Source organism: Pseudomonas macauensis, assembly GCF_047902425.1.
Lineage (GTDB): Bacteria > Pseudomonadota > Gammaproteobacteria > Pseudomonadales > Pseudomonadaceae > Pseudomonas.
Genome location: NZ_CP138377.1, coordinates 1,383,702 through 1,401,712 on the forward strand (window position 1 = coordinate 1,383,702; position 18,011 = coordinate 1,401,712).

At 66.3% G+C, this 18,011-nt stretch carries 15 protein-coding genes; 9 read left to right on the forward strand and 6 right to left on the reverse strand.

The window, feature by feature from the left end:
• Window positions 1-37 precede the first annotated feature (37 nt).
• Window positions 38-844, reverse strand: a complete 807-nt coding sequence (locus tag SD196_RS06530) for a helix-turn-helix transcriptional regulator (protein WP_331316525.1) — start codon at window positions 842-844, stop codon at window positions 38-40.
• Between the two features lie 87 nt (window positions 845-931).
• On the opposite strand from SD196_RS06530, the gene SD196_RS06535 reads away from it, so the two are divergent.
• The 3 genes from SD196_RS06535 (at window position 932) to putP (ending at window position 4,954) form a co-directional block, all read left to right on the forward strand.
• Window positions 932-1,795 (forward strand): ATP-binding protein, encoded by an 864-nt coding sequence (locus SD196_RS06535; protein ID WP_416311196.1) that lies wholly within the window; start codon window positions 932-934, stop codon window positions 1,793-1,795.
• A gap of 104 nt (window positions 1,796-1,899) precedes the next feature.
• Entirely contained in the window at window positions 1,900-2,649 is a 750-nt protein-coding gene (locus SD196_RS06540; protein WP_416311197.1) for a helix-turn-helix domain-containing protein, read from the forward strand.
• 787 nt (window positions 2,650-3,436) lie between these two features.
• On the forward strand, window positions 3,437-4,954 hold the full coding sequence (gene putP / locus SD196_RS06545; protein ID WP_275610557.1) for a sodium/proline symporter PutP: 1,518 nt from the start codon (window positions 3,437-3,439) through the stop codon (window positions 4,952-4,954).
• Between the two features lie 215 nt (window positions 4,955-5,169).
• Here the strand turns inward: putP and SD196_RS06550 are convergent, their stop codons facing one another.
• Entirely contained in the window at window positions 5,170-6,366 is a 1,197-nt protein-coding gene (locus tag SD196_RS06550; RefSeq protein WP_416311198.1) for a sugar transporter, read from the reverse strand.
• Window positions 6,367-6,573: 207 nt separating this feature from the next.
• Window positions 6,574-7,488, reverse strand: coding sequence for a LysR substrate-binding domain-containing protein (locus SD196_RS06555; RefSeq protein WP_370600859.1), 915 nt, complete (start codon window positions 7,486-7,488; stop codon window positions 6,574-6,576).
• 140 nt (window positions 7,489-7,628) lie between these two features.
• Between SD196_RS06555 and SD196_RS06560 the strand changes: the two genes are divergently transcribed.
• From SD196_RS06560 to SD196_RS06570, 3 genes are read left to right on the forward strand one after another with little or no spacing between them, the layout of a single operon-like run.
• Window positions 7,629-8,267, forward strand: a complete 639-nt coding sequence (locus SD196_RS06560) for an FMN-dependent NADH-azoreductase (RefSeq protein WP_275610560.1) — start codon at window positions 7,629-7,631, stop codon at window positions 8,265-8,267.
• Window positions 8,267-8,575 carry a DMT family transporter gene (locus tag SD196_RS06565; protein WP_275610561.1) on the forward strand — a complete coding sequence of 103 codons (309 nt, stop codon included), beginning with the start codon at window positions 8,267-8,269 and terminating at the stop codon, window positions 8,573-8,575. Before SD196_RS06560 ends, SD196_RS06565 begins: the two co-directional genes overlap by 1 nt.
• Before the next feature lie 48 nt (window positions 8,576-8,623).
• Window positions 8,624-8,845 (forward strand): VF530 family protein, encoded by a 222-nt coding sequence (locus SD196_RS06570; RefSeq protein ID WP_275610562.1) that lies wholly within the window; start codon window positions 8,624-8,626, stop codon window positions 8,843-8,845.
• Window positions 8,846-9,024: 179 nt separating this feature from the next.
• Here SD196_RS06570 and SD196_RS06575 read toward each other — a convergent pair whose 3' ends face one another.
• A complete protein-coding gene (locus SD196_RS06575; protein ID WP_416311199.1) occupies window positions 9,025-12,144 on the reverse strand; it encodes a transglycosylase domain-containing protein in 3,120 nt (1,039 codons plus the stop codon).
• Window positions 12,145-12,424: 280 nt separating this feature from the next.
• Between SD196_RS06575 and SD196_RS06580 the strand changes: the two genes are divergently transcribed.
• From SD196_RS06580 to SD196_RS06590, 3 genes are all read left to right on the forward strand, one after another.
• Window positions 12,425-12,670 (forward strand): hypothetical protein, encoded by a 246-nt coding sequence (locus SD196_RS06580; RefSeq protein WP_343574397.1) that lies wholly within the window; start codon window positions 12,425-12,427, stop codon window positions 12,668-12,670.
• Window positions 12,671-12,848: 178 nt separating this feature from the next.
• On the forward strand, window positions 12,849-13,526 hold the full coding sequence (locus SD196_RS06585; RefSeq protein ID WP_416311200.1) for a class I SAM-dependent methyltransferase: 678 nt from the start codon (window positions 12,849-12,851) through the stop codon (window positions 13,524-13,526).
• A gap of 316 nt (window positions 13,527-13,842) precedes the next feature.
• Window positions 13,843-15,225, forward strand: a complete 1,383-nt coding sequence (locus tag SD196_RS06590; protein ID WP_275610565.1) for an amino acid permease — start codon at window positions 13,843-13,845, stop codon at window positions 15,223-15,225.
• Window positions 15,226-15,484: 259 nt separating this feature from the next.
• On the opposite strand, the gene SD196_RS06595 is transcribed toward SD196_RS06590, so the two are convergent.
• Together SD196_RS06595 and SD196_RS06600 are read right to left on the reverse strand one after the other, a co-directional pair.
• Window positions 15,485-17,395, reverse strand: coding sequence for a M48 family metallopeptidase (locus SD196_RS06595; protein WP_416311201.1), 1,911 nt, complete (start codon window positions 17,393-17,395; stop codon window positions 15,485-15,487).
• Window positions 17,396-17,406: 11 nt separating this feature from the next.
• A complete protein-coding gene (locus SD196_RS06600; protein ID WP_331316503.1) occupies window positions 17,407-18,003 on the reverse strand; it encodes a LemA family protein in 597 nt (198 codons plus the stop codon).
• Between the last annotated feature and the right edge of the window lie 8 nt (window positions 18,004-18,011).

The window sequence follows — 18,011 nt, forward strand, 5'->3', positions numbered from 1 at the left end:
TGAGTGGATGTTTCGAGTCGATGTTGCAGGAGATTGCTTACGGCCGGATTAGCGGGCGCGGCCGCAGGAAGTCGCTGGGCGGCCGGCCGAACTGGCGGCTGAACATGGCACTGAAGGCGCTGGGCGTGCTGTAGCCGACTTCCAGCGCCACGCTCAGCACGCTCTCTCCCAGCGCCAGGCGCTCCAGGGCCGCCAGCAGGCGCGCCTGCTGGCGCCATTGGCCGAAGGTCAGCCCGGTTTCGCGTAGGAACCAGCGCTGCACCGTCTTGGCGTCCACGTTCGCCTGCCGCGCCCAGTCGGCCAGGCCGGCGTGCTCGCCGGGGTGGCGCTGGATGGCCTGGCAGAGCGCGCGCAGGCGCGGGTGCGCCGGCAGCGGCAGGTGCAGCGGCAGCACGGGTTCTTCGCGCAATTCATCCAGCAGCAGGCCGAGGACGCGGCCGTCGCGGGAGTCCGGCGTCACTTCGCCGCTGATCGACAGTGCGGCCAGGATCAGCTCGCGCAACAGCGGCGACACCGCCAGCACGCAGCAGCTCTGCGGCAGGTGCGGGGCGCTGTCCGGCTCCACGTAGAGGGTGCGCACCTGCACGTCGCCGACCATCCGCGTCCAGTGCTCGACGCCGGCGGGTATCCACAGGCCACGATTGTCCGGCACCACCCACTGGCCGCTGGCGCTGCCCACCACCAATACGCCGCGCACCGCATAGAGCAACTGCGCGCGGTGATGGCTGTGGGCCGGTACTTCATGGCCGTCGGGGAAGTCCAGGGCGACGGCTGCGACCGGGCTGGCGGCCCGCTCGTCGCCATGATCCAGCACTGAGCCGTCTGGGATGTCCTTTTTACGCATCTGGCTGCCTGTTTATCGTTAGACGGCCACTTTCACCCATCGCTAGGCTGCTGGCCAGTCCCTATTCCTGCCTCGATGATCTTCGCCATGACCGATATGTCTGCCATCGCCGAACAACTGGCGCGCATCGCCCGCCTGCTCGAACAATCCCTGCCGCAGCGCTCCGAGCTGGCGCTGGAGGAGGGTGCCATTGCCCACTTGTGGGAATACCGCCAGGGCCAGCCGCGCCTGATGCCGGTAAGGGAGCCGGCGTTGATCGCCTTCGACGACCTGCGCAACGTCGACCGGCAGAAGGCGCTGATCGAGCAGAATACCCGCCAGTTCGTTGCCGGCCGCCCGGCCAACAACGTGCTGCTCACCGGCGCACGCGGCACCGGCAAGAGCTCGCTGGTGAAGGCCTGCCTGCACGCTTTCCAGGCCGAAGGACTGCGCCTGATCGAGGTGGACAAGGAGCACCTGGCCGACCTGCCGCTGATCATCGACCTGCTGCGTAATCGCCCGGAGCGCTTCATTCTGTTCTGCGACGACCTCTCCTTCGAGGACGGCGAGACCGGCTACAAGGGCCTGAAGACGGTGCTCGATGGCTCCGTGGCCGGGCAGTCCGGCAACGTTCTGATCTACGCCACCTCCAACCGTCGCCACCTGCTGGCCGAGCGCGCCGAGGACAACCTGGCCTTCCAGCGCAGCGAAAGCGGCGAGCTGCATCCCGGCGAGGCGGTGGAGGAGAAGGTGTCGCTGTCCGAACGCTTCGGCCTGTGGATATCCTTCTATGCGTTCAGCCAGGAGCAGTACCTGGAGGCGGTCGCGCGCTGGCTGGAGTCCCACGGCCTGGGTGGTGTGGAGCAGCTCGAGTGGGAGCAGGCTGCTATCCGCTGGGCGACCCATCGTGGTTCAAGGTCCGGGCGGATCGCTGCGCAGTTCGCCCGGGATTACGCCGGGCGCCGGCCGTAGATATGGCGGAAGGCCATGCGGCGCCGAGGTGCAACCCGACGAGCTGAAACTGGGCAGGTAGGTGCAACTCGCGTAACATGCGCAAAATTTGATCAGTTCGCGCCATGTTCGAAACCCGCCTCGCCCGTCTGTCCGACCAGACTCATCGCCATGCCCACGACCATCACCAGTTGGTGATGTCGCTCAGTGGCCGTGCGGAGTTCGAGGTCAATGGTCGGGGCGGCGAGGTCTGCCGGATGCGCGCCTGCCTGGTGCCGGGGGATGTGGGGCACGAATTCGCCGGCGTGGGTGACAACCATATGCTGATCGTCGACCTCGACGAGGCCAGCATCGGCGAGCAGGACCGTGACCTGCTGGCGCGTCTGTTCGAGGCGCCGCGCTATCCGACCCTGGATGCCGATTTCCAGAACCTGCTCAGTTATGCCGGCGCCGAGATCGCCCGCTACGGCAACGACCCGCTGCTGGCCCGCGCCCTGGGCGGCGTGCTGCTGCGCGCCCTGCACCTGCGCCTGTTCGGCGAGGTGGCGGCGCCGCGCGGTGGCCCCCTGGACCTGGAGCGACTGGATGCCTATATCGGCGAGCACCTCGCCCGGCGCATCACGGTGGCCGAGCTGGCGCAGGTCGCCTGTCTGAGCCCCAGCCAGTTCCATGCGCAGTTCAAGGATCGGGTCGGTCTTACGCCCCATCAGTACCTGCTGCGCCAGCGCCTGGACCGGGCCGCCCGTCTGCTGCGCGAGAGTGATCTGCCGCTGGTGCGGGTGGCGGGGGAGTGCGGCTTCTCCAGTCAGAGTGCGCTGACCACCACCATGCGCCGTTACCTGGGACTGACGCCGGGCAACCTGCGACGCAGCTGAATTCCTCGTTTCCGGTCGATTCCAATGCTGACCAAATGGTCAGCTGGCGCTCTGCCGGTGTCGGAGTCTTTTGCAAGAAATCCGGAGTTTTCAGCAAGAAATCCATGGGTGCAACCCATAGAGTCCGCCAACCGCGTTGCTGGTAGTCCAAGGTGCAACCCGGTCAGACCAAGAACAACATCCAGCTCGATACGCGGGAGGGCAGCATGCCCATCACCGGTTTTGTCTTCGCCTGTAGCGCGCCTGCACCTGGCTGCGCCACTCTCTCCACGGCCCGGCCCGCAGTGCCCGCCCGTGGTCTCGCGCTGTCCGCCCTCGGACCAGTGGCGCAATCGACTCCCCAGCTTTCTGTACAATCCGCGCCCTCGTGCGCCGGCCACCCCCTGCCGCTTCTCAATGCGCGCGTGAGCACAGTTCTGAACGACTCCGGTGAATGCCACCGCCTGCCCCGTATCGTGTGGCGCGCAGGGCTTCATCGGAGTGCAGGCGTCATTTCCGGCGCCTGAAGGATCACCGGGCGTCGCCCGGTAAACGGCCCGCATCTCGCTTATCCGCGAGGTCGGGACGAAGGTCGCCGTGGTGAGACGGCGGCCGCAGGACATCGCCAGCATGGACGAGGGCGGGCCTGCGTCGGGATGCGTAGCGGTTCGGTGCCCGTTGGCGCCACGCGCAACCCGGTTTGCCTGTGAGCAAGCGCTAACCGGTCGGCGTCAACCACGCCGGCTGCCAGTCAAGGGCACGCGTTACCCAGCGTGCCTGGATAAAAACAAGCTGCAGGGGAGTCCCCATGAGCGTCAACACGCCAACACTGATCACCTTCGTGATCTACATCGCTGCCATGGTTCTGATCGGCTTGGCCGCCTATCGTTCCACCAACAACTTCTCCGACTACATCCTCGGTGGCCGCAGCCTCGGCAGCTTCGTCACCGCGCTCTCGGCCGGCGCCTCGGACATGAGCGGCTGGCTGCTGATGGGCCTGCCGGGCGCCATCTTCCTGTCGGGCATCTCCGAAAGCTGGATCGCCATCGGCCTGATCTGCGGCGCCTACCTGAACTGGCTGTTCGTCGCCGGCCGCCTGCGCGTGCACACCGAGCACAACGGCAACGCCCTGACCCTGCCGGACTACTTCAGCACCCGCTTCGAGGACAACAGCCGTATCCTGCGCGTGATCTCCGCGCTGGTGATCCTGGTGTTCTTCACCATCTACTGCGCTTCCGGCATCGTCGCCGGCGCCCGCCTGTTCGAAAGCACCTTCGGCATGTCCTACGAGACCGCCCTGTGGGCCGGTGCCGCCGCGACCATCGCCTACACCTTCGTCGGTGGCTTCCTGGCGGTGAGCTGGACCGACACCGTGCAGGCCTCGCTGATGATCTTCGCGCTGATCCTCACCCCGATCATCGTGCTGTTCGCCACCGGTGGCGTGGAGCCGACCTTCGCCGCCATCGAGCTGAAGGACGCGGCCAACTTCGACATGCTCAAAGGCGCTTCCTTCGTCGGCGTGATCTCGCTGATGGCCTGGGGCCTGGGCTATTTCGGCCAGCCGCACATCCTGGCGCGCTTCATGGCCGCCGATTCGGTCAAGTCGATCCCGGCTGCCCGCCGCATCTCCATGACCTGGATGATCCTCTGCCTGGGCGGCGCGGTTGCCGTGGGCTTCTTCGGCATCGCCTACTTCCAGGCGCATCCGGAGCAGGCTGGCGCGGTCGGTGAGAACCACGAGCGCGTGTTCATCGAACTGGCGAAGATCCTCTTCAACCCGTGGATCGCCGGCGTGCTGCTGTCTGCCATCCTCGCCGCGGTGATGAGCACCCTGAGCTGCCAGCTGCTGGTGTGCTCCTCGGCGCTGACCGAAGACTTCTACAAGGCCTTCCTGCGCAAGAACGCCAGCCAGCTTGAGCTGGTGTGGGTCGGCCGCGCCATGGTGCTGCTGGTGGCGCTGATCGCCATCGCCCTGGCCGCCAATCCGGAAAACCGTGTCCTGGGCCTGGTCTCCTATGCCTGGGCCGGCTTCGGCGCCGCCTTCGGTCCGCTGGTGCTGTTCTCCGTGCTGTGGAAGGGCATGACCCGCAACGGCGCACTGGCCGGCATCATCGTCGGTGCGCTCACCGTGATCGTCTGGAAGCAGTTCGGCTGGCTCGGCCTGTACGAGATCATCCCGGGCTTCATCCTCTCCAGCGTCTCGATCGTGGTGTTCAGCCTGATCGGCACCGCCCCGTCCAAGGCGATGATCCAGCGTTTCGAGGCCGCCGAGGCCGAGTACGCGGAAGCCACTCAGTCGGCCGGCACTCCGGTGACCAGCCGCTGAGTCGTCGCTGAATGAGAAAAGGCCGCGCTCCCGAAAGGGGCGCGGCCTTTTTGCTTTTCGTAGGAGCGAGCTTGCTCGCGAACCGCTTGCTGCCTTGGGTGTCCGGTGGGTTCGCGAGCAAGCTCGCTACAGGCTCAGCCTCGGCTCCGAGGCTCTTGTAGGAGCGTGCCATGATCTCACGCAGACAAAAAAGCCGCTCCTCGGAGCGGCTTTTTTCAATGTGAAGCGTGTCCACCGCTCAGCGCCGCCGCATAACGCCAGCAGGCAAACAGGCAAAGCAACAACCCGGCCACCGCCAGCGCGCCGCCGACGTAGCCGATCCATTCCAGTCCCACGCCCGCCGCCACGCGGCTGCCCAGCAGGGCGCCGCCGCCGATGCCGACGTTGTACAGGCCGGAGAACATCGCCATGGCCACATCGGTGGCGTCGTGGGCCAGCTGCAGCACCTTGGCTTGCAGCGCCAGGCCGAAGCAGAGGATCGCCGCGCCCCAGAACAGGCTCAAGACCAGCAGCGCCACCGGCGAATGCGCCAGCGGCAGGAGCAGCAACAGGCTGGCGCCGAGCACGGCGATCGCGATGCAGGGGAAGACGCGCGGGAAGCGTTCGCTGTAGCGGCTGAAGAGGATCGAACCGAACAGCCCGGCGCCGCCGAACAGCAGGAGCAGCAGGGTGGTGCGCTGGCTGTCCAGCGCCGCGACTTCCCGGGCGAAGGGCTCGATGTAGCTGTAGGCGGTGAACTGCGCGGTGATCACCAGCACGGTGAGCACGTACATCGACACCAGCGCCGGGCGGCGCAGCAGCAGCGGCAGGCTGCGCAGGGAACCGGAGTTCTGGCTCGGCAGCAGCGGCAGCGAGCGCGCCAGCCAGAGCACCACCACCACCGAGACACCGGCGATGGCGAGGAAGGTCGCGCGCCAGCCCAGCGCCTCGCCCAGTACGCGGCCCAGCGGAATGCCCAGCACCATTGCCAGGATGGTGCCGGTGGCGAGCAGGCCGAGGGCTTTCGCCTGCTGGCCCGGCGGCGCCACGCGCACGGCGAGCGAGGCGGTGATCGACCAGAACACCGCGTGGGCGAAGGCGATGCCGAAGCGGCTGAGCATCAGCACGCTGAAGTTCCAGGCGACGCCCGAGAGCAGGTGGCTGCCGATGAACAGGCAGAAGATCACCACCAGCAGGCGGCGGCGCTCCATGTTGCGGGTCAGCAGCATCAGCGGCAGCGAGGTGAGGGAGACCACCCAGGCGTAGAGGGTGAGCATCAGCCCGGTCTGTTCCGGGCGCATGTCGAAGCTGCGACCGATATCGCTGAGCAGCCCCACCGGAACGAACTCGGTGGTGTTGAAGATGAAGGCGGCGAGGGCCAGGGCGATGACGCTCAGCCAACTGCCGGTGTGGGTGGGTTGCGTGCTGCTCATGGGAATCCTGAGGTGAGGTGGGGCTCAGGCCGAGTCCCCCGGCCATGCGCGGTGCGCTCCGGAGCCGATGGGGTGGAGTGCGGGCGGGCAAAGAGGAATCGTTATAGGTATGGGGGATGCGGCGGATGTGATTCTACCCACGGCCGCCGCGCCGTGCACGGCGAACGCCCACCTGTGCGGGCGCAGCGGCAAACGCCTCGACCAGCCTCAGGCGGCGTTGTCGATCAGCGGATCGGCTGCCTGGGCCGCTTCCTCGGCCAGCCAGTCGAGGAAAGCGCGCACCGGCGGATGGCGCTCGCGGCCCGGCACGCAGAGCGCGGTATAGCGGGCGCCGGGGACGTTGATTTCCGGGCGGTAGGGTACGAGAAGTCCTTTCTCCACGGATTCCGAGACCAGCAGCGAACTGGCCAGCACCAGCCCCTGGCCGGCGATGGCCGCCTGCAGGGCGTAGAACTCTTCCTCGTATTCGCGCTGGATCGCCTGGGTCAGCAGGCACTCCTCGCCGGCCGCCGCGCACCAGGCCTTCCAGCCGCGTTCGTAGAGCTCGGAGTTGTACCAGCGCACGCTGATCATCTCCGGCACTTCCACGTCGGCGGTGGCCACCAGCGCCGGTGCGCCGTACACCGCGAAGCGCTCGCCGAGCAGGAACTGGCTGTGCATGCGCGGGTAGTCGCTGAAGCCGTAGCGGATCGCCAGGTCGACACTGGCGTCCTGCTGCAGGTCGAGCAGTTCGCACTGGCTGTCCAGGCGCAGGCGGATGTGCGGGTAACGGGCGTAGAAGCGCCCCAGGCGCGGCACCAGCCAGAGCGCGGCGAAGGCCGGTGTGGTGGAGATCGTCAGGCTGCTGGCGCTGCGCTGTGGGCGCAGGCTGTCCACCGACTGCGAAACCTCCAGCAGCGCGCCGTGCAGGCTGCGGAACAGTCGTTCGCCGGCTTCGGTCAGGCGCACCTGGCGCGGCAGGCGCTCGAACAGCGGCAGGCCCAGCCAGTCCTCCAGCGCGCGGACCTGATGGGACACCGCCGTGGGTGTCACCGAGAGTTCCTGGGCGGCGGCCTTGAAGCTCAGCTGGCGCGCGGCGGATTCGAAGGTGCGCAGGGCGGGCAGCGGCAGGTTGGCGAACATATGGCTCTCCATGGATGAGCTGCATTCATCTCGGCGGAGTTTCCCTCAGTTGTCCGCAAGGCGACCGGAAAATAGCTTTGGCGGCAAGGCAGAGGTGAATTCGAGACCTCTGCAGTGTATACCAACTCGAGGAGCTATAGATGAACAGAATTCTTGCCATTCACGCCAGCCCGCGCGCCGAGCGCTCTCATTCCCGGCGCCTGGCCGAGAGTTTTCTCGCCGCACTACCGCAGGCCGAGGTCACGCGCCGCGAGGTCGGCCGCGCCAGCCTGCCGCACGTCAACGAAGCCTTCATCGCGGCGGCCTTTCATCCCGAGCCGAACCATCGCCCGCTGACCATGCAGGCCGACCTGGCGCTCAGTGATGAACTGGTGGACGAGTTGTTCACCCACGACCTGCTGGTGATCTCCACGCCCATGTACAACTTCAGCGTGCCCAGCGGCCTCAAGGCCTGGGTCGACCAGATCATCCGTCTCGGCCGCACCTTCGACCTGCACGTGAATGATGACGGGGCCGAGTACGAACCGCTGCTCAAGGGGCGCAAGGCGCTGATCGTCACCAGCCGTGGCGGCGCCGGCATGGGCCCGGGCGGCGAGCTGGAGTGGATGAACCATGCCGACGCCTGGCTGCGCGTGGCGCTCGGCTTCCTCGGGATCGAGGATGTACGGGTGATCGCCGCCGAAGGCGAGGAGGGCAATCCCGATGCCTTCCAGGCGTCCTACCAGCAGGCCGAGCGGGAACTGGCCGATCTCGCCGAGAGCGAGTGGGTGAGGGCGTGATGGCCTGGGCGATGCTGATGGTGGCGGCGGTGTTCGAGGTGATGTTCGCCGTGTCGATGAAGTACGCCGAGGGCTTCACCCGGCCGTTGCCCACCGTCGTGACGGTGCTGGCGGTGATCGGCGGGATCTTCTTCCTCACCCTGGCGATGCGCCAGTTGCCAGTCAGTATCGCCTACCCGATCTGGACGGCGATCGGCACCCTGGGCACGGTGATGTTCGGCTTCCTGCTGCTGGGCGAGGCGCTGACCCTGACCAAGTTGCTGTCGGTAGCGCTGATCATTGCCGGGGTGGCCGGGCTGCGGGTCTGACGGCTTGGTGTTAAGGTGCGGCGGATTCTCACCTGTCGAAGCCGGACCATGACTGAAAAACCGAAGAACCCGCTGCACGGCGTGACCCTGGAAGCCATCCTCAACCGCCTGGTCGAGCAGTACGGTTGGGAGGGGCTGGCCAAGCGCATCGATATCCGCTGCTTCAAGAACGACCCGAGCATCAAGTCCAGCCTGACCTTCCTGCGCCGCACGCCTTGGGCGCGGGAGCAGGTGGAGGGGTTGTACGTGAAGACCGTCCAGGGCAAATAACGGCGCGGCTTTTCGTAGGGTTCAGGGATGTATCTGCGCCGGGGTGTTTGACGTGGATGGCGTCGGCCAGCGAACTCAGAGCTTTTCGTAGGAGCGAGCTGGCTCGCGAACCCGGCTGGACACTCATGGCGTCCGGCTGTTCGCGAGCAAGCTCGCCCCTACAGGGCTGGCATCGGTGTTTACCGCCAACTCACCCGCAGATTGTCGATCGGCGTCTGGCACCCGGTGCTGATCCCCGGTTCCAGGTAACTCGCCAGCATCGGCGCCATGCCCTTGAGCACCTGCACAGGCAGGGCCGAGGTGAACTTGAAGTTGTCCGACTCGCTGCCGGCCACGTAGGCGGTGAGGGTGCCGAAGTGGCGTGGGCCGAGGTAGAACACGAAGGTCGCGGTGCGGTTCATCGCCTTGGAGCTCTTCACCCAACCGCTGCGGGTCACGCTCTCGATGCGGTTGTCGCCGGTGCCGGTCTTGCCGCCCATCACCAGGGCGCTGCCGTCGGCCAGCTTGAAGCTGCCGGACAGGCGCCGCGCGGTACCGGCGTCCACCACCTGGGACAGTGCGGTGCGCAGGGCCTGGGCCACTTCCGAGCGCATCACCTGGCGACCGGTGTTCGACTGCGGGCCGAGGCTGGCTTCGTACGGCGTGTTGGCGGCGAAGCGCAGGCTGTCGATGCGCAGGGTCGGTAGGCGCACGCCATCGTTGAGGATGATCCCCATCAGCTCGGCCAGCGCCGCCGGGCGGTCGCCGGAGCTGCCCAGCGCAGTGGCCAGCGACGGCACCAGGTGGTCGAAGGGATAGCCCAGGCGCTTCCACTGCTCATGCAGGTCGAGGAAGGCTTCCACCTCCAGCATGATGCGGATGCGCTTGTCCCGTGCGTACTTGTGCCGCGACTTGAACAGCCAGCCATAGACCTGTTTGCGTTCTGCCACGCTGGCCGCCACCGCGTCGTTGAAGGTGGCCGCCGGCTGCCGCTGCAGGTAGCCGAGCAGCCAGAGTTCCAGCGGGTGCACGCGGGCGACGTAGCCCTGGTCGTTGAGGTCGAAGGCGCCTGGACCATAGTGCGTGTAGAGGTCGGCGATGCGCTTGTCGGTCAGTTTCTCGCCCACGTACTTGCCTTTCTTCAGGCGGTCCTGGAGGAAGGTGGTGAAGGTCGGCAGGTCTGCCTGCGGTTGCAGGTAGCGGTGGATCGCCGCCAGCCGCACCGGCCAGGCGCGCAGGCCGTCGAGGAAGGTGTCGAGGCGGTCATCGGTGGTCTTGCCCTTGTATTTCTGCCAGAAGCGCAGCAGGTAGACCTGGCTTTCCTTGTCGACGAAGCGGTTGAGGTAGTCCTCGCGCCGCGGGTCCTTGTCGTTGGCCAGTACGGCGACCTTGCTGCCTTCGTTGGAGTACATGTCGTGACGCACCAGGTCGCGCAGCAGGCGCACGAAGGGCAGGTTGATCGACTCGCGCAGGGCATCCTGGATGGTCGGGATGCGGCCGTTGTCCTCCTTGCGGAAGTTGCTGAAGGTGTGGATGCCGCCGCCGGTGAAGAATGCCTCGTAAGGGCTGGCGGAGTACTTGCGTTGCATGGCCGCACTGAGCATGTCCGGCAGGTTGCGGTCCTTGGCGGCGATCAGGTAGTCGATGGCCCAGCGGCTGAGGAAGTCGATGGGCTCCACCTGCACCTTCTTCAGGTCGGCGGTGCTCATCGGCGCGTACTGGTCGTGCAGGTCGGCGATGGTTTCCAGGTAGGTGGACAGCACCCGCAGCTTGGCGGTGGAACCCAGCTCCAGCTTGCTGCCTTCGTTGATGTCGAACGGCTGCTCGGTGTTGTCGGTCTGCACGCGCACGCGATTGCCGCTGGCGGTGCGCTCGAACAGGGTGAAGCTGTAGCGCACGTCCTTGGTCTTGTCCTCGGAGAGCAGGTGCTCGCCGAACAGCCCGATCTGCGCGGCGAACTCCGGATCGGAGAGGTGCCGCAGGTAGGCGGTGACCTGTTCCTGCAGCTCGTGCTGCAAGGTGGTGGTGAAGGACAGGTCGAAGCGGTCCAGGTCGTACAGCGGCACGTCGAGCATCCCGGCCAGGCGGGTACGCGCCAGGGTCACGCCCTTGTTGTTCTCCAGCGGGGTGACGGTGGGCTGGTTGCGCGGGTCGCGGAAGACCAGTTTCTGTTTCAGCGCCGTGTCGCTCAGCGAGGCGGAGACGACCCCGGATTGGGCGAGCAGCCGCAGGTAGCTGTCGGTCAGCCCGGACAGCTGGTCGCGGCCACGGGCCAGGTACCAGGAGGGGCGGCGGTGGGCGATCATCAGCGAGATGACCTGGCGCAGCGCCTTGCCCTGTTCGGCCAGCGAAACACCGCTGGCTGGCGGTGCGCTGAGGAGTTGGTTGACCTGCTGGTAGTCGGCGCCGTACCAGATCCACAGGCCGTCCGGCAGGCCGCTGACTTCGCCATAGCCCGGCTGTGCCGAGAGCGGCACCGAGTTGAGGTAGGTGAGCACCACGTTGCGCCGCGCCGCCAGGTTTTCCGCGCCGCCCAGGTAGGTGCGCACGCTGGCCGACGCCATCTGCCGCAGCTTGTCGGTGATGGAGTTGGTGCGGCCGTCCTCGGAGTGCCGGTACTTCTCGATCTGCGTGGCCAGGGTGCTGCCGCCAGGGGCGTGGTTGCCCATGCCGACCAGCTTGCCCACCTGAGCCAGCGAGGCCTGGGTGAAGCGGCTCCAGTCGATGGCCGGGTTCAGATAGGGGCGCTGGGTGTCCAGCAGGTCGCGGTTCTCGATGAACAGCAGGCTCTGCACGATCAGCGGGGAAATGCTGTCGAAGTTGGCGTACAACCGCTGCGGGTAGCGGAAGGCGTAGATCGGCAGGCCGCGGCAGTCGGCGATGTCCACGCCGGCCTGGATCTTCTCCGGATACGGCGGGAACAGGCCGTGGCCGGCGTATTGCATCAGCGGTTCGGAGAAGCGCGCCTGGCTAAGGGTGATGAAGTTGCGTTGGTGCAAGCGGTCGAGGAAGGTCGGCAATTGCAGGTAGCCGAGCCTGCGGTCGAACGGCCCGCTCTGTGGGTACACCACCGCGCTGCTGGGGCCTTGCGACAATTGCCAGGTCAGCTCGCCGGCGTAGCGCGCCAGCTCGCGCGCCTGCAGCTTGGAGGTGTGCGCCTCATAAAGCAGCGCGGCACCGATGGTGGCGAGCAGCGGCAAGAGGAAGAGAAATAGCAGCAGGAAACGGTGATGGTGAACTTTCGTCGGGGAAATACCGGGCTCCGAGCGACCCGGTTGAGCTGCATCATTATGCGTACCGGAATGCTTCGAGCTATCCATTTCACGACCTGCCCATGCTCAAACCACAGCCTAGGTAAGCGGACTCCGCCCACGTGACGACCGGCGCCCCTCCCGACGCCGCGAAAGCCCTGAGATAGCGGCTTTCCTAATTTCCAGCGTAGTAGGCGGCGAAAATTCTGCGCGCCGCGCTGCACCCTTCCGCGCCCGTCGGATTGATTTGCCGACGGCCAGCAGGTGCAATAGGCGGGTCTGCCAGGTTTTTGCCGTACTGTACCCCGGCCTTGGCAGCCCCTGATTTCTTCGACAGGACTTTCCGGCCATGCGTTCGTTTTTTCTGCCCGTCGCGTCCCTGCTGCTGATCTCGCTCAGCGCCATCGCCGCGCCCATGCCGTTCTACAAGTGGCAGAGCAAGCTGGACGGCCGCTATGCCTGCCAGCAGACCTCGCCGGGGGACGGCTGGCAGAAGATCGGCGGGCCGTTCCGCGACGCCGGTTGCCGCGAGATGCTGCCGCAGACCCCGCCGCCCAAGGGATTGGCGGTGCCCAAGGGGTGGAAGACTCAGTGACGGGGCGCGGTAGGGGATACTTTTCTTGCTTCGATCTCTGGGCGGTTCGCGAGCAAGCTCGCTCCTACAGGTATGCCCCGGCGCGCTTTTCGTAGGAGCGAGCTTGCTCGCGAACCGCCTGACGCCGCAGTCGAGATTCGTAAGGCATGGCTCACCGGATGCTCAATAGGAGGATTCCATGACCGACCAGAGCGCCCGCATTCGCCACAGTTGGCAGGCCAACGCCGACGCCTGGACCCGTGCCGTACGCGAGCAGCGCATCGAGAGCCGGCGCCTGGTGACCGACGCGGCGATCCTCGACGCCGTCGCCGCAGGGCCGGCACGCCGCGTGCTGGACATCGGTTGTGGCGAGGGCTGGCTATGCCGGACCCTGGCGAGGCGGGGCAGCGAGTGTGTGGGGGTGGATGCTTCCGCGCCGCTGATCGAGGCCGCTCGCCAGTCGGGCGGTGGGCGCTTCGAGGTGATGGACTACACCGGGCTGATCACCGAGGGCGAGTCCCTGGGGCGCTTCGATACGCTGGTCTGCAACTTCGCCCTGCTCGACGAATCCATCGCGCCGCTGCTCCTGGCCCTGCGCGAGCGCCTCGAACCCGCCGGCCGCCTGCTGATCCAAACCGTGCATCCCTGGTCCGCCTGCGGCGACGAACCCTACGCCGATGGCTGGCGGCTGGAGACCTTCGCCGCGTTCGGCGAGGCCTTCAGCGCGCCGATGCCCTGGTATTACCGCACCCTGGAATCCTGGCTGACGCTGCTCGCCGCCACTGGCTGGGGTGTGCGGCAACTGCGCGAGCCGCGCCATCCGGAAAGCGGCAAGCCCTGCTCGTTGCTGCTGGACTTGCAACCGCTGGCCGGCTGAGTACGACCGGGTTGCACCTGGCGCGACGAATCCTCCCTACGCCTTTGGTCAAAAGGCACCCTTTTGGGGCAGACGTCTCCGGCGGACTTGTGTAAATTCGGCAGCGACCTCAGCCGTGGTCCACTCCCGCAATGCCCACGTCCACTCCACAAGAGCGGGCAGCCTCTTGCGGTGTGCCGTCCTGGAATCACCAGAATCTTCCGCCCCCTGTGCCGACCGGCGCGGTGGCGAAGCTTTTTTCCGGCGTTTCCGCATCCCGACTGTACTTCGAGTCCGCAGCTGATATTCCCCAAGAACAAAATGAGGTTGCATCACCATGTCGTCCCACGATCTCCAGCGGGATCTCAATGAGCGGCACATCCGTCTCATGGCCCTGGGCGCCTGCATCGGCGTCGGCCTGTTCCTCGGCTCCGCCAAGGCCATCCAGATGGCCGGCCCGGCCATCATGCTCTCCTACATCATCGGCGGTCTCGCCATCCTCGTGATCATGCGCGCCCTTGGCGAGATGGCCGTGCACAACCCCGTGGCCGGTTCCTTCGCCCGCTACGCCCAGGACTACCTCGGCCCACTGGCCGGCTACCTGACCGGCTGGAACTACTGGTTCCTCTGGCTGGTGACCTGTGTCGCGGAAATCACCGCGGTGGCCATCTACATGGGCATCTGGTTCCCTGACGTGCCGCGCTGGATCTGGGCGCTGGCCGCGCTGGCGAGCATGGGCACCATCAACCTGGTGGCGGTGCGTGCCTTCGGTGAGTTCGAGTTCTGGTTCGCCCTGATCAAGATCGTCACCATCGTCGCCATGATCCTGGTCGGCGGCGGCATGATCATGTTCGGTCTGGGCAACGACGGCATCGCCACCGGCATCTCGAATCTCTGGAGCAATGGCGGCTTCATGCCCCACGGCATCACCGGCGTGCTGATGTCCCTGCAGATGGTGATGTTCGCCTACCTGGGCGTGGAGATGATCGGCCTGACCGCCGGTGAAGCGAAGAACCCGCAGAAGACCATCCCCGGTGCGATCAACTCGGTGTTCTGGCGCATCCTGCTGTTCTATGTGGGCGCGCTGTTCGTGATCATGTCGATCTACCCGTGGAACGAGATCGGCACCCAGGGCAGCCCCTTCGTGATGACCTTCGAGCGGATGGGCATCAAGACCGCCGCCGGCATCATCAACTTCGTGGTGATCACCGCCGCGCTGTCGTCCTGCAACGGCGGCATCTTCAGCACCGGCCGCATGCTCTACAGCCTCGCCCAGCATGGCCAGGCCCCGGCCGTGTTCGCCAAGACCTCCAAGGGCGGCGTACCGCGTAACGCGCTGCTGCTGTCCATCGCTGCGCTGCTGCTGGGCGTGCTGCTGAACTACCTGGTGCCGGAAAAGGTATTCACCTGGGTGACCTCCATCGCCACCTTCGGTGCGATCTGGACCTGGGCGATGATCCTGCTGGCCCAGCTGAAGTTCCGCCGCGGCCTCTCCGCCGCCGAAGCTGGCAAGCTGCAGTTCAAGATGTGGCTGTACCCGGTCAGCTCCTACCTCGCCATGGCCTTCCTGGTGCTGGTGGTGGTGCTGATGGCCTTCTTCGAGGACACCCGCATCGCGCTGTACATCGGCCCGGCCTTCCTGGTGCTGCTGACGGTGCTGTACTACGCGCTGAACCTTGCTCCCAAGACCGAGCAGGGCGGTGCCGCCAGCCGTGCGTGAGTGACGGTTGAGTGAATGAAAAGGGCCTCTTCGGAGGCCCTTTTCTTTTGCGCGCCGACTACCAAAGGATCAGGATTCGTAGGGCGTATAACGTTCAACGTTATACGCCGTTTGACCTTGGCTTCAGGACACTCGGATTCAACTTGGAGTCGCCGTTTCAGAGCGCTCCGAACCTGACCACCGAGCCGACTGAATGCACGGTGTATCGGCGTACAACCGCGAACGGTTGTACGCCCTACGCACGCGGATATTCCTTCGTTTATACCGTCAACAACGGCGGCATCGGGCAATCGAGGATATCCGCCACCGCGCGCATCAGCTCCGCCTCGCTGACGTTGATGCGACCATCCTGCTCGACGCAACGGGCCATGGCCTTGAGCAGTTGCGGCTTCTGCAGCGGGCGCAACTGTTCCAGTTTCTTCAGCGCGGCTTCCAGCTCCCGCAGCTGGCCTCCAGCCGGCAATGGGCGGGGCGCGAAGGGCAATCCGCTCCAGGCATCGGTGAAGGCCTGCTCGGTCTGCGCATCGCCGGTTTCGCCGGCGCGGGCGAGGAAGGCCAGCAGCACGGCGGCCGGCTCCTCCAGTTCCGCCAGCGCCACGTTGCCGATCTTCGCGCTGCCGGGGCGCAGGTTGCGTTCGACGATCCGCAGCAGGGTCCATTCCAGCAACTTCACCTTGCCGTCGAACTTGATCAGCAGGGCCATGTTTTCGCGCAGGCCGGTAAAGCCCTGGGTGTCGAGCTGCTTCAGCGCCGGCATGGCCAGGTCCAGCAGCGGCAGGCGCTGGCCGGGGTCGAGGTGCAGCAGCGACTCTTCCAGCAGGTCGAGCTGCAGCGCCAGGCTCAGGTCCAGGCGCGTCTTGAGCTGCTCCAGCTGGCGGCCGCGCAGGCCGGGTTCGCTGTCCAGCAGCAGACCGTAGATCAGCGCCTGGGCGCCTTCGGTGTCATGGGCGGCGCGTTGCAGGCGTTCGTCCAGGCGCTGCAGGGTGCCTCGGGCTTCCTGCAGATGAGCGACCGTAGGGGCGCCGACGGCGGCGACCGCCACGTCGACGGCGCTGGGCTGATAGGCCTGGCCGGTGACGGCGGCGGTCCAGGCGTCCTTGTTCATCAGTGCCACGTCCAGGCGCGGCTCGAATTTCGGGTAGATCCCGTTCCAGCCCGGCTCGACGCGGCGGATGCGCTCCTTCAGCGGCGGGTGGGTGTCGAACCAGCTGCTGCCGACGCCGTCGCCGAAGTACATGTGGCTGAACTCCGCGGCGCGCGGGGCGCTGAGCAGTGCGCCAAAGGGATTGCTGCCGATCTTCTTGAGCGCGCCAGCGATGGTGGAGGGATCGCGGGTGAACTGCACCGCCGAGGCATCGGCCAGGAACTCGCGCTGACGGCTGACCGAGGCCTTGATCAACTGGCCGAAGAAGGTGCCGACGTAGCCCAGTACGTAGAGCACCACGCCGCAGCCGATGACCAGCAGCACCGCGCTGCCGCCACCGTCCTTGTCGTTGCCGCTACTGCGGCTACCGACGCGGATGCCGGTGCTGGTCTCGTTCCAGCCACGCAGCAGCATGCCGCCGATCAGGCCGAGCAGGAGGATGCCGTGCAGCAGCGCGGTAAGGCGCGTGTTGAGCAGCATGTCGCCGTGGTGGATATGGCTGAATTCGTGGGCGATCACGCCCTGCAGTTCGCTGCGCTCAAGCTGCTCGATGGCGCCGCGGGTGATCCCGATCACCGCGTCGCGTGGACTCAGGCCGGCGGCAAAGGCGTTGATCGAGGCGTCTTCCAGCACATAGACCGGCGGCACCGGTGAGCCGGAAGCCAGGGCCATTTCCTCGACGACGTTGAGCAGCCGGCGTTCGTCGGCATTGCTGGCGCTGAGGTTGAGCAGCCGACCGCCCAGACTCTCGGCCACCACCTTGCCGCCGGCACTCAATTGCACCTGCTTGTACAGCGCCCCGAGGACGACCACGCTGATGATCACGGCGGCCACCGCCAGGTACAGCTCGGGGTCGGGCAGGGAAGCGCGCGAGGTCAGGTGCAGCGTCGGCTCACCCAAATGCCGCCAGAGCCAGCCCAGGGCAAAGCTGGTGATGGTCACCAGGCAGACCACCGCGACGGCCAGCAGCAGGACCAGGCGCCCGGTCTGCCGCCGGGCGCGGTCCTGGTGTTCGAAGAAGTTCATCGCGCTTCAGATCAGAAGGCGACTTTCGGCGCGGCCTGGATTTCCTTGCTGTCCTCGAACTCCAGCAGGCTGGCGTCCTTGCTGTGGCCGTAGGTGGTGGCCAGGACGTTGGCGGGGAAGGACTGGCGGTAGGTGTTGTACGCCATCACCGAGTCGTTGTAGGCCTGGCGGGCGAAGGCGACCTTGTTCTCGGTGCTGGAAAGCTCCTCGCTGACCTGTTGCAGGTTCTGCGAGGCCTTGAGGTCCGGGTAGGCTTCCAGGGTCACGTTGAGGCGGCCCATGGCGCCGCCCAGGGCGTTCTCGGCGGCGGCCAGCTGCGCCATGCGGCCGGCGTCGCCGGGCTGCTCGGAGGCGGCCTTCAGACCTGCGACCGCCGCGTTGCGGGCGGCGATCACCGCCTCCAGGGTCTCGCGCTCATGCTTGAGATAGGCCTTGGCGGTTTCCACCAGGTTGGGGATCAGGTCGTAGCGGCGCTTGAGCTGCACTTCGATCTGGGCAAAGGCGTTCTGATAGCGGTTGCGCAGCGCCACCAGGCGGTTGAACACGCTGATCAGCAGGAAGACCACGCCGGCGATGATAGCCAGGGTGACGATCGACGAAACGCTCATGGGATGTC

Bases quoted from the DNA above. Each gene is read 5' to 3' on its own strand.
- SD196_RS06575 (WP_416311199.1), bottom strand. From the start codon at position 12,144: ATGGATAGCTCGAAGCATTCCGGTACGCATAATGATGCAGCTCAACCG.
- SD196_RS06540 (WP_416311197.1), top strand. From the start codon at position 1,900: ATGTTCGAAACCCGCCTCGCCCGTCTGTCCGACCAGACTCATCGCCAT.
- SD196_RS06535 (WP_416311196.1), top strand. From the start codon at position 932: ATGACCGATATGTCTGCCATCGCCGAACAACTGGCGCGCATCGCCCGC.
- putP (WP_275610557.1), top strand. From the start codon at position 3,437: ATGAGCGTCAACACGCCAACACTGATCACCTTCGTGATCTACATCGCT.
- SD196_RS06560 (WP_275610560.1), top strand. From the start codon at position 7,629: ATGAACAGAATTCTTGCCATTCACGCCAGCCCGCGCGCCGAGCGCTCT.
- SD196_RS06590 (WP_275610565.1), top strand. From the start codon at position 13,843: ATGTCGTCCCACGATCTCCAGCGGGATCTCAATGAGCGGCACATCCGT.
- SD196_RS06595 (WP_416311201.1), bottom strand. From the start codon at position 17,395: ATGAACTTCTTCGAACACCAGGACCGCGCCCGGCGGCAGACCGGGCGC.
- SD196_RS06565 (WP_275610561.1), top strand. From the start codon at position 8,267: ATGGCCTGGGCGATGCTGATGGTGGCGGCGGTGTTCGAGGTGATGTTC.
- SD196_RS06580 (WP_343574397.1), top strand. From the start codon at position 12,425: ATGCGTTCGTTTTTTCTGCCCGTCGCGTCCCTGCTGCTGATCTCGCTC.
- SD196_RS06555 (WP_370600859.1), bottom strand. From the start codon at position 7,488: ATGTTCGCCAACCTGCCGCTGCCCGCCCTGCGCACCTTCGAATCCGCC.
- SD196_RS06530 (WP_331316525.1), bottom strand. From the start codon at position 844: ATGCGTAAAAAGGACATCCCAGACGGCTCAGTGCTGGATCATGGCGAC.
- SD196_RS06550 (WP_416311198.1), bottom strand. From the start codon at position 6,366: ATGAGCAGCACGCAACCCACCCACACCGGCAGTTGGCTGAGCGTCATC.
- SD196_RS06585 (WP_416311200.1), top strand. From the start codon at position 12,849: ATGACCGACCAGAGCGCCCGCATTCGCCACAGTTGGCAGGCCAACGCC.
- SD196_RS06600 (WP_331316503.1), bottom strand. From the start codon at position 18,003: ATGAGCGTTTCGTCGATCGTCACCCTGGCTATCATCGCCGGCGTGGTC.
- SD196_RS06570 (WP_275610562.1), top strand. From the start codon at position 8,624: ATGACTGAAAAACCGAAGAACCCGCTGCACGGCGTGACCCTGGAAGCC.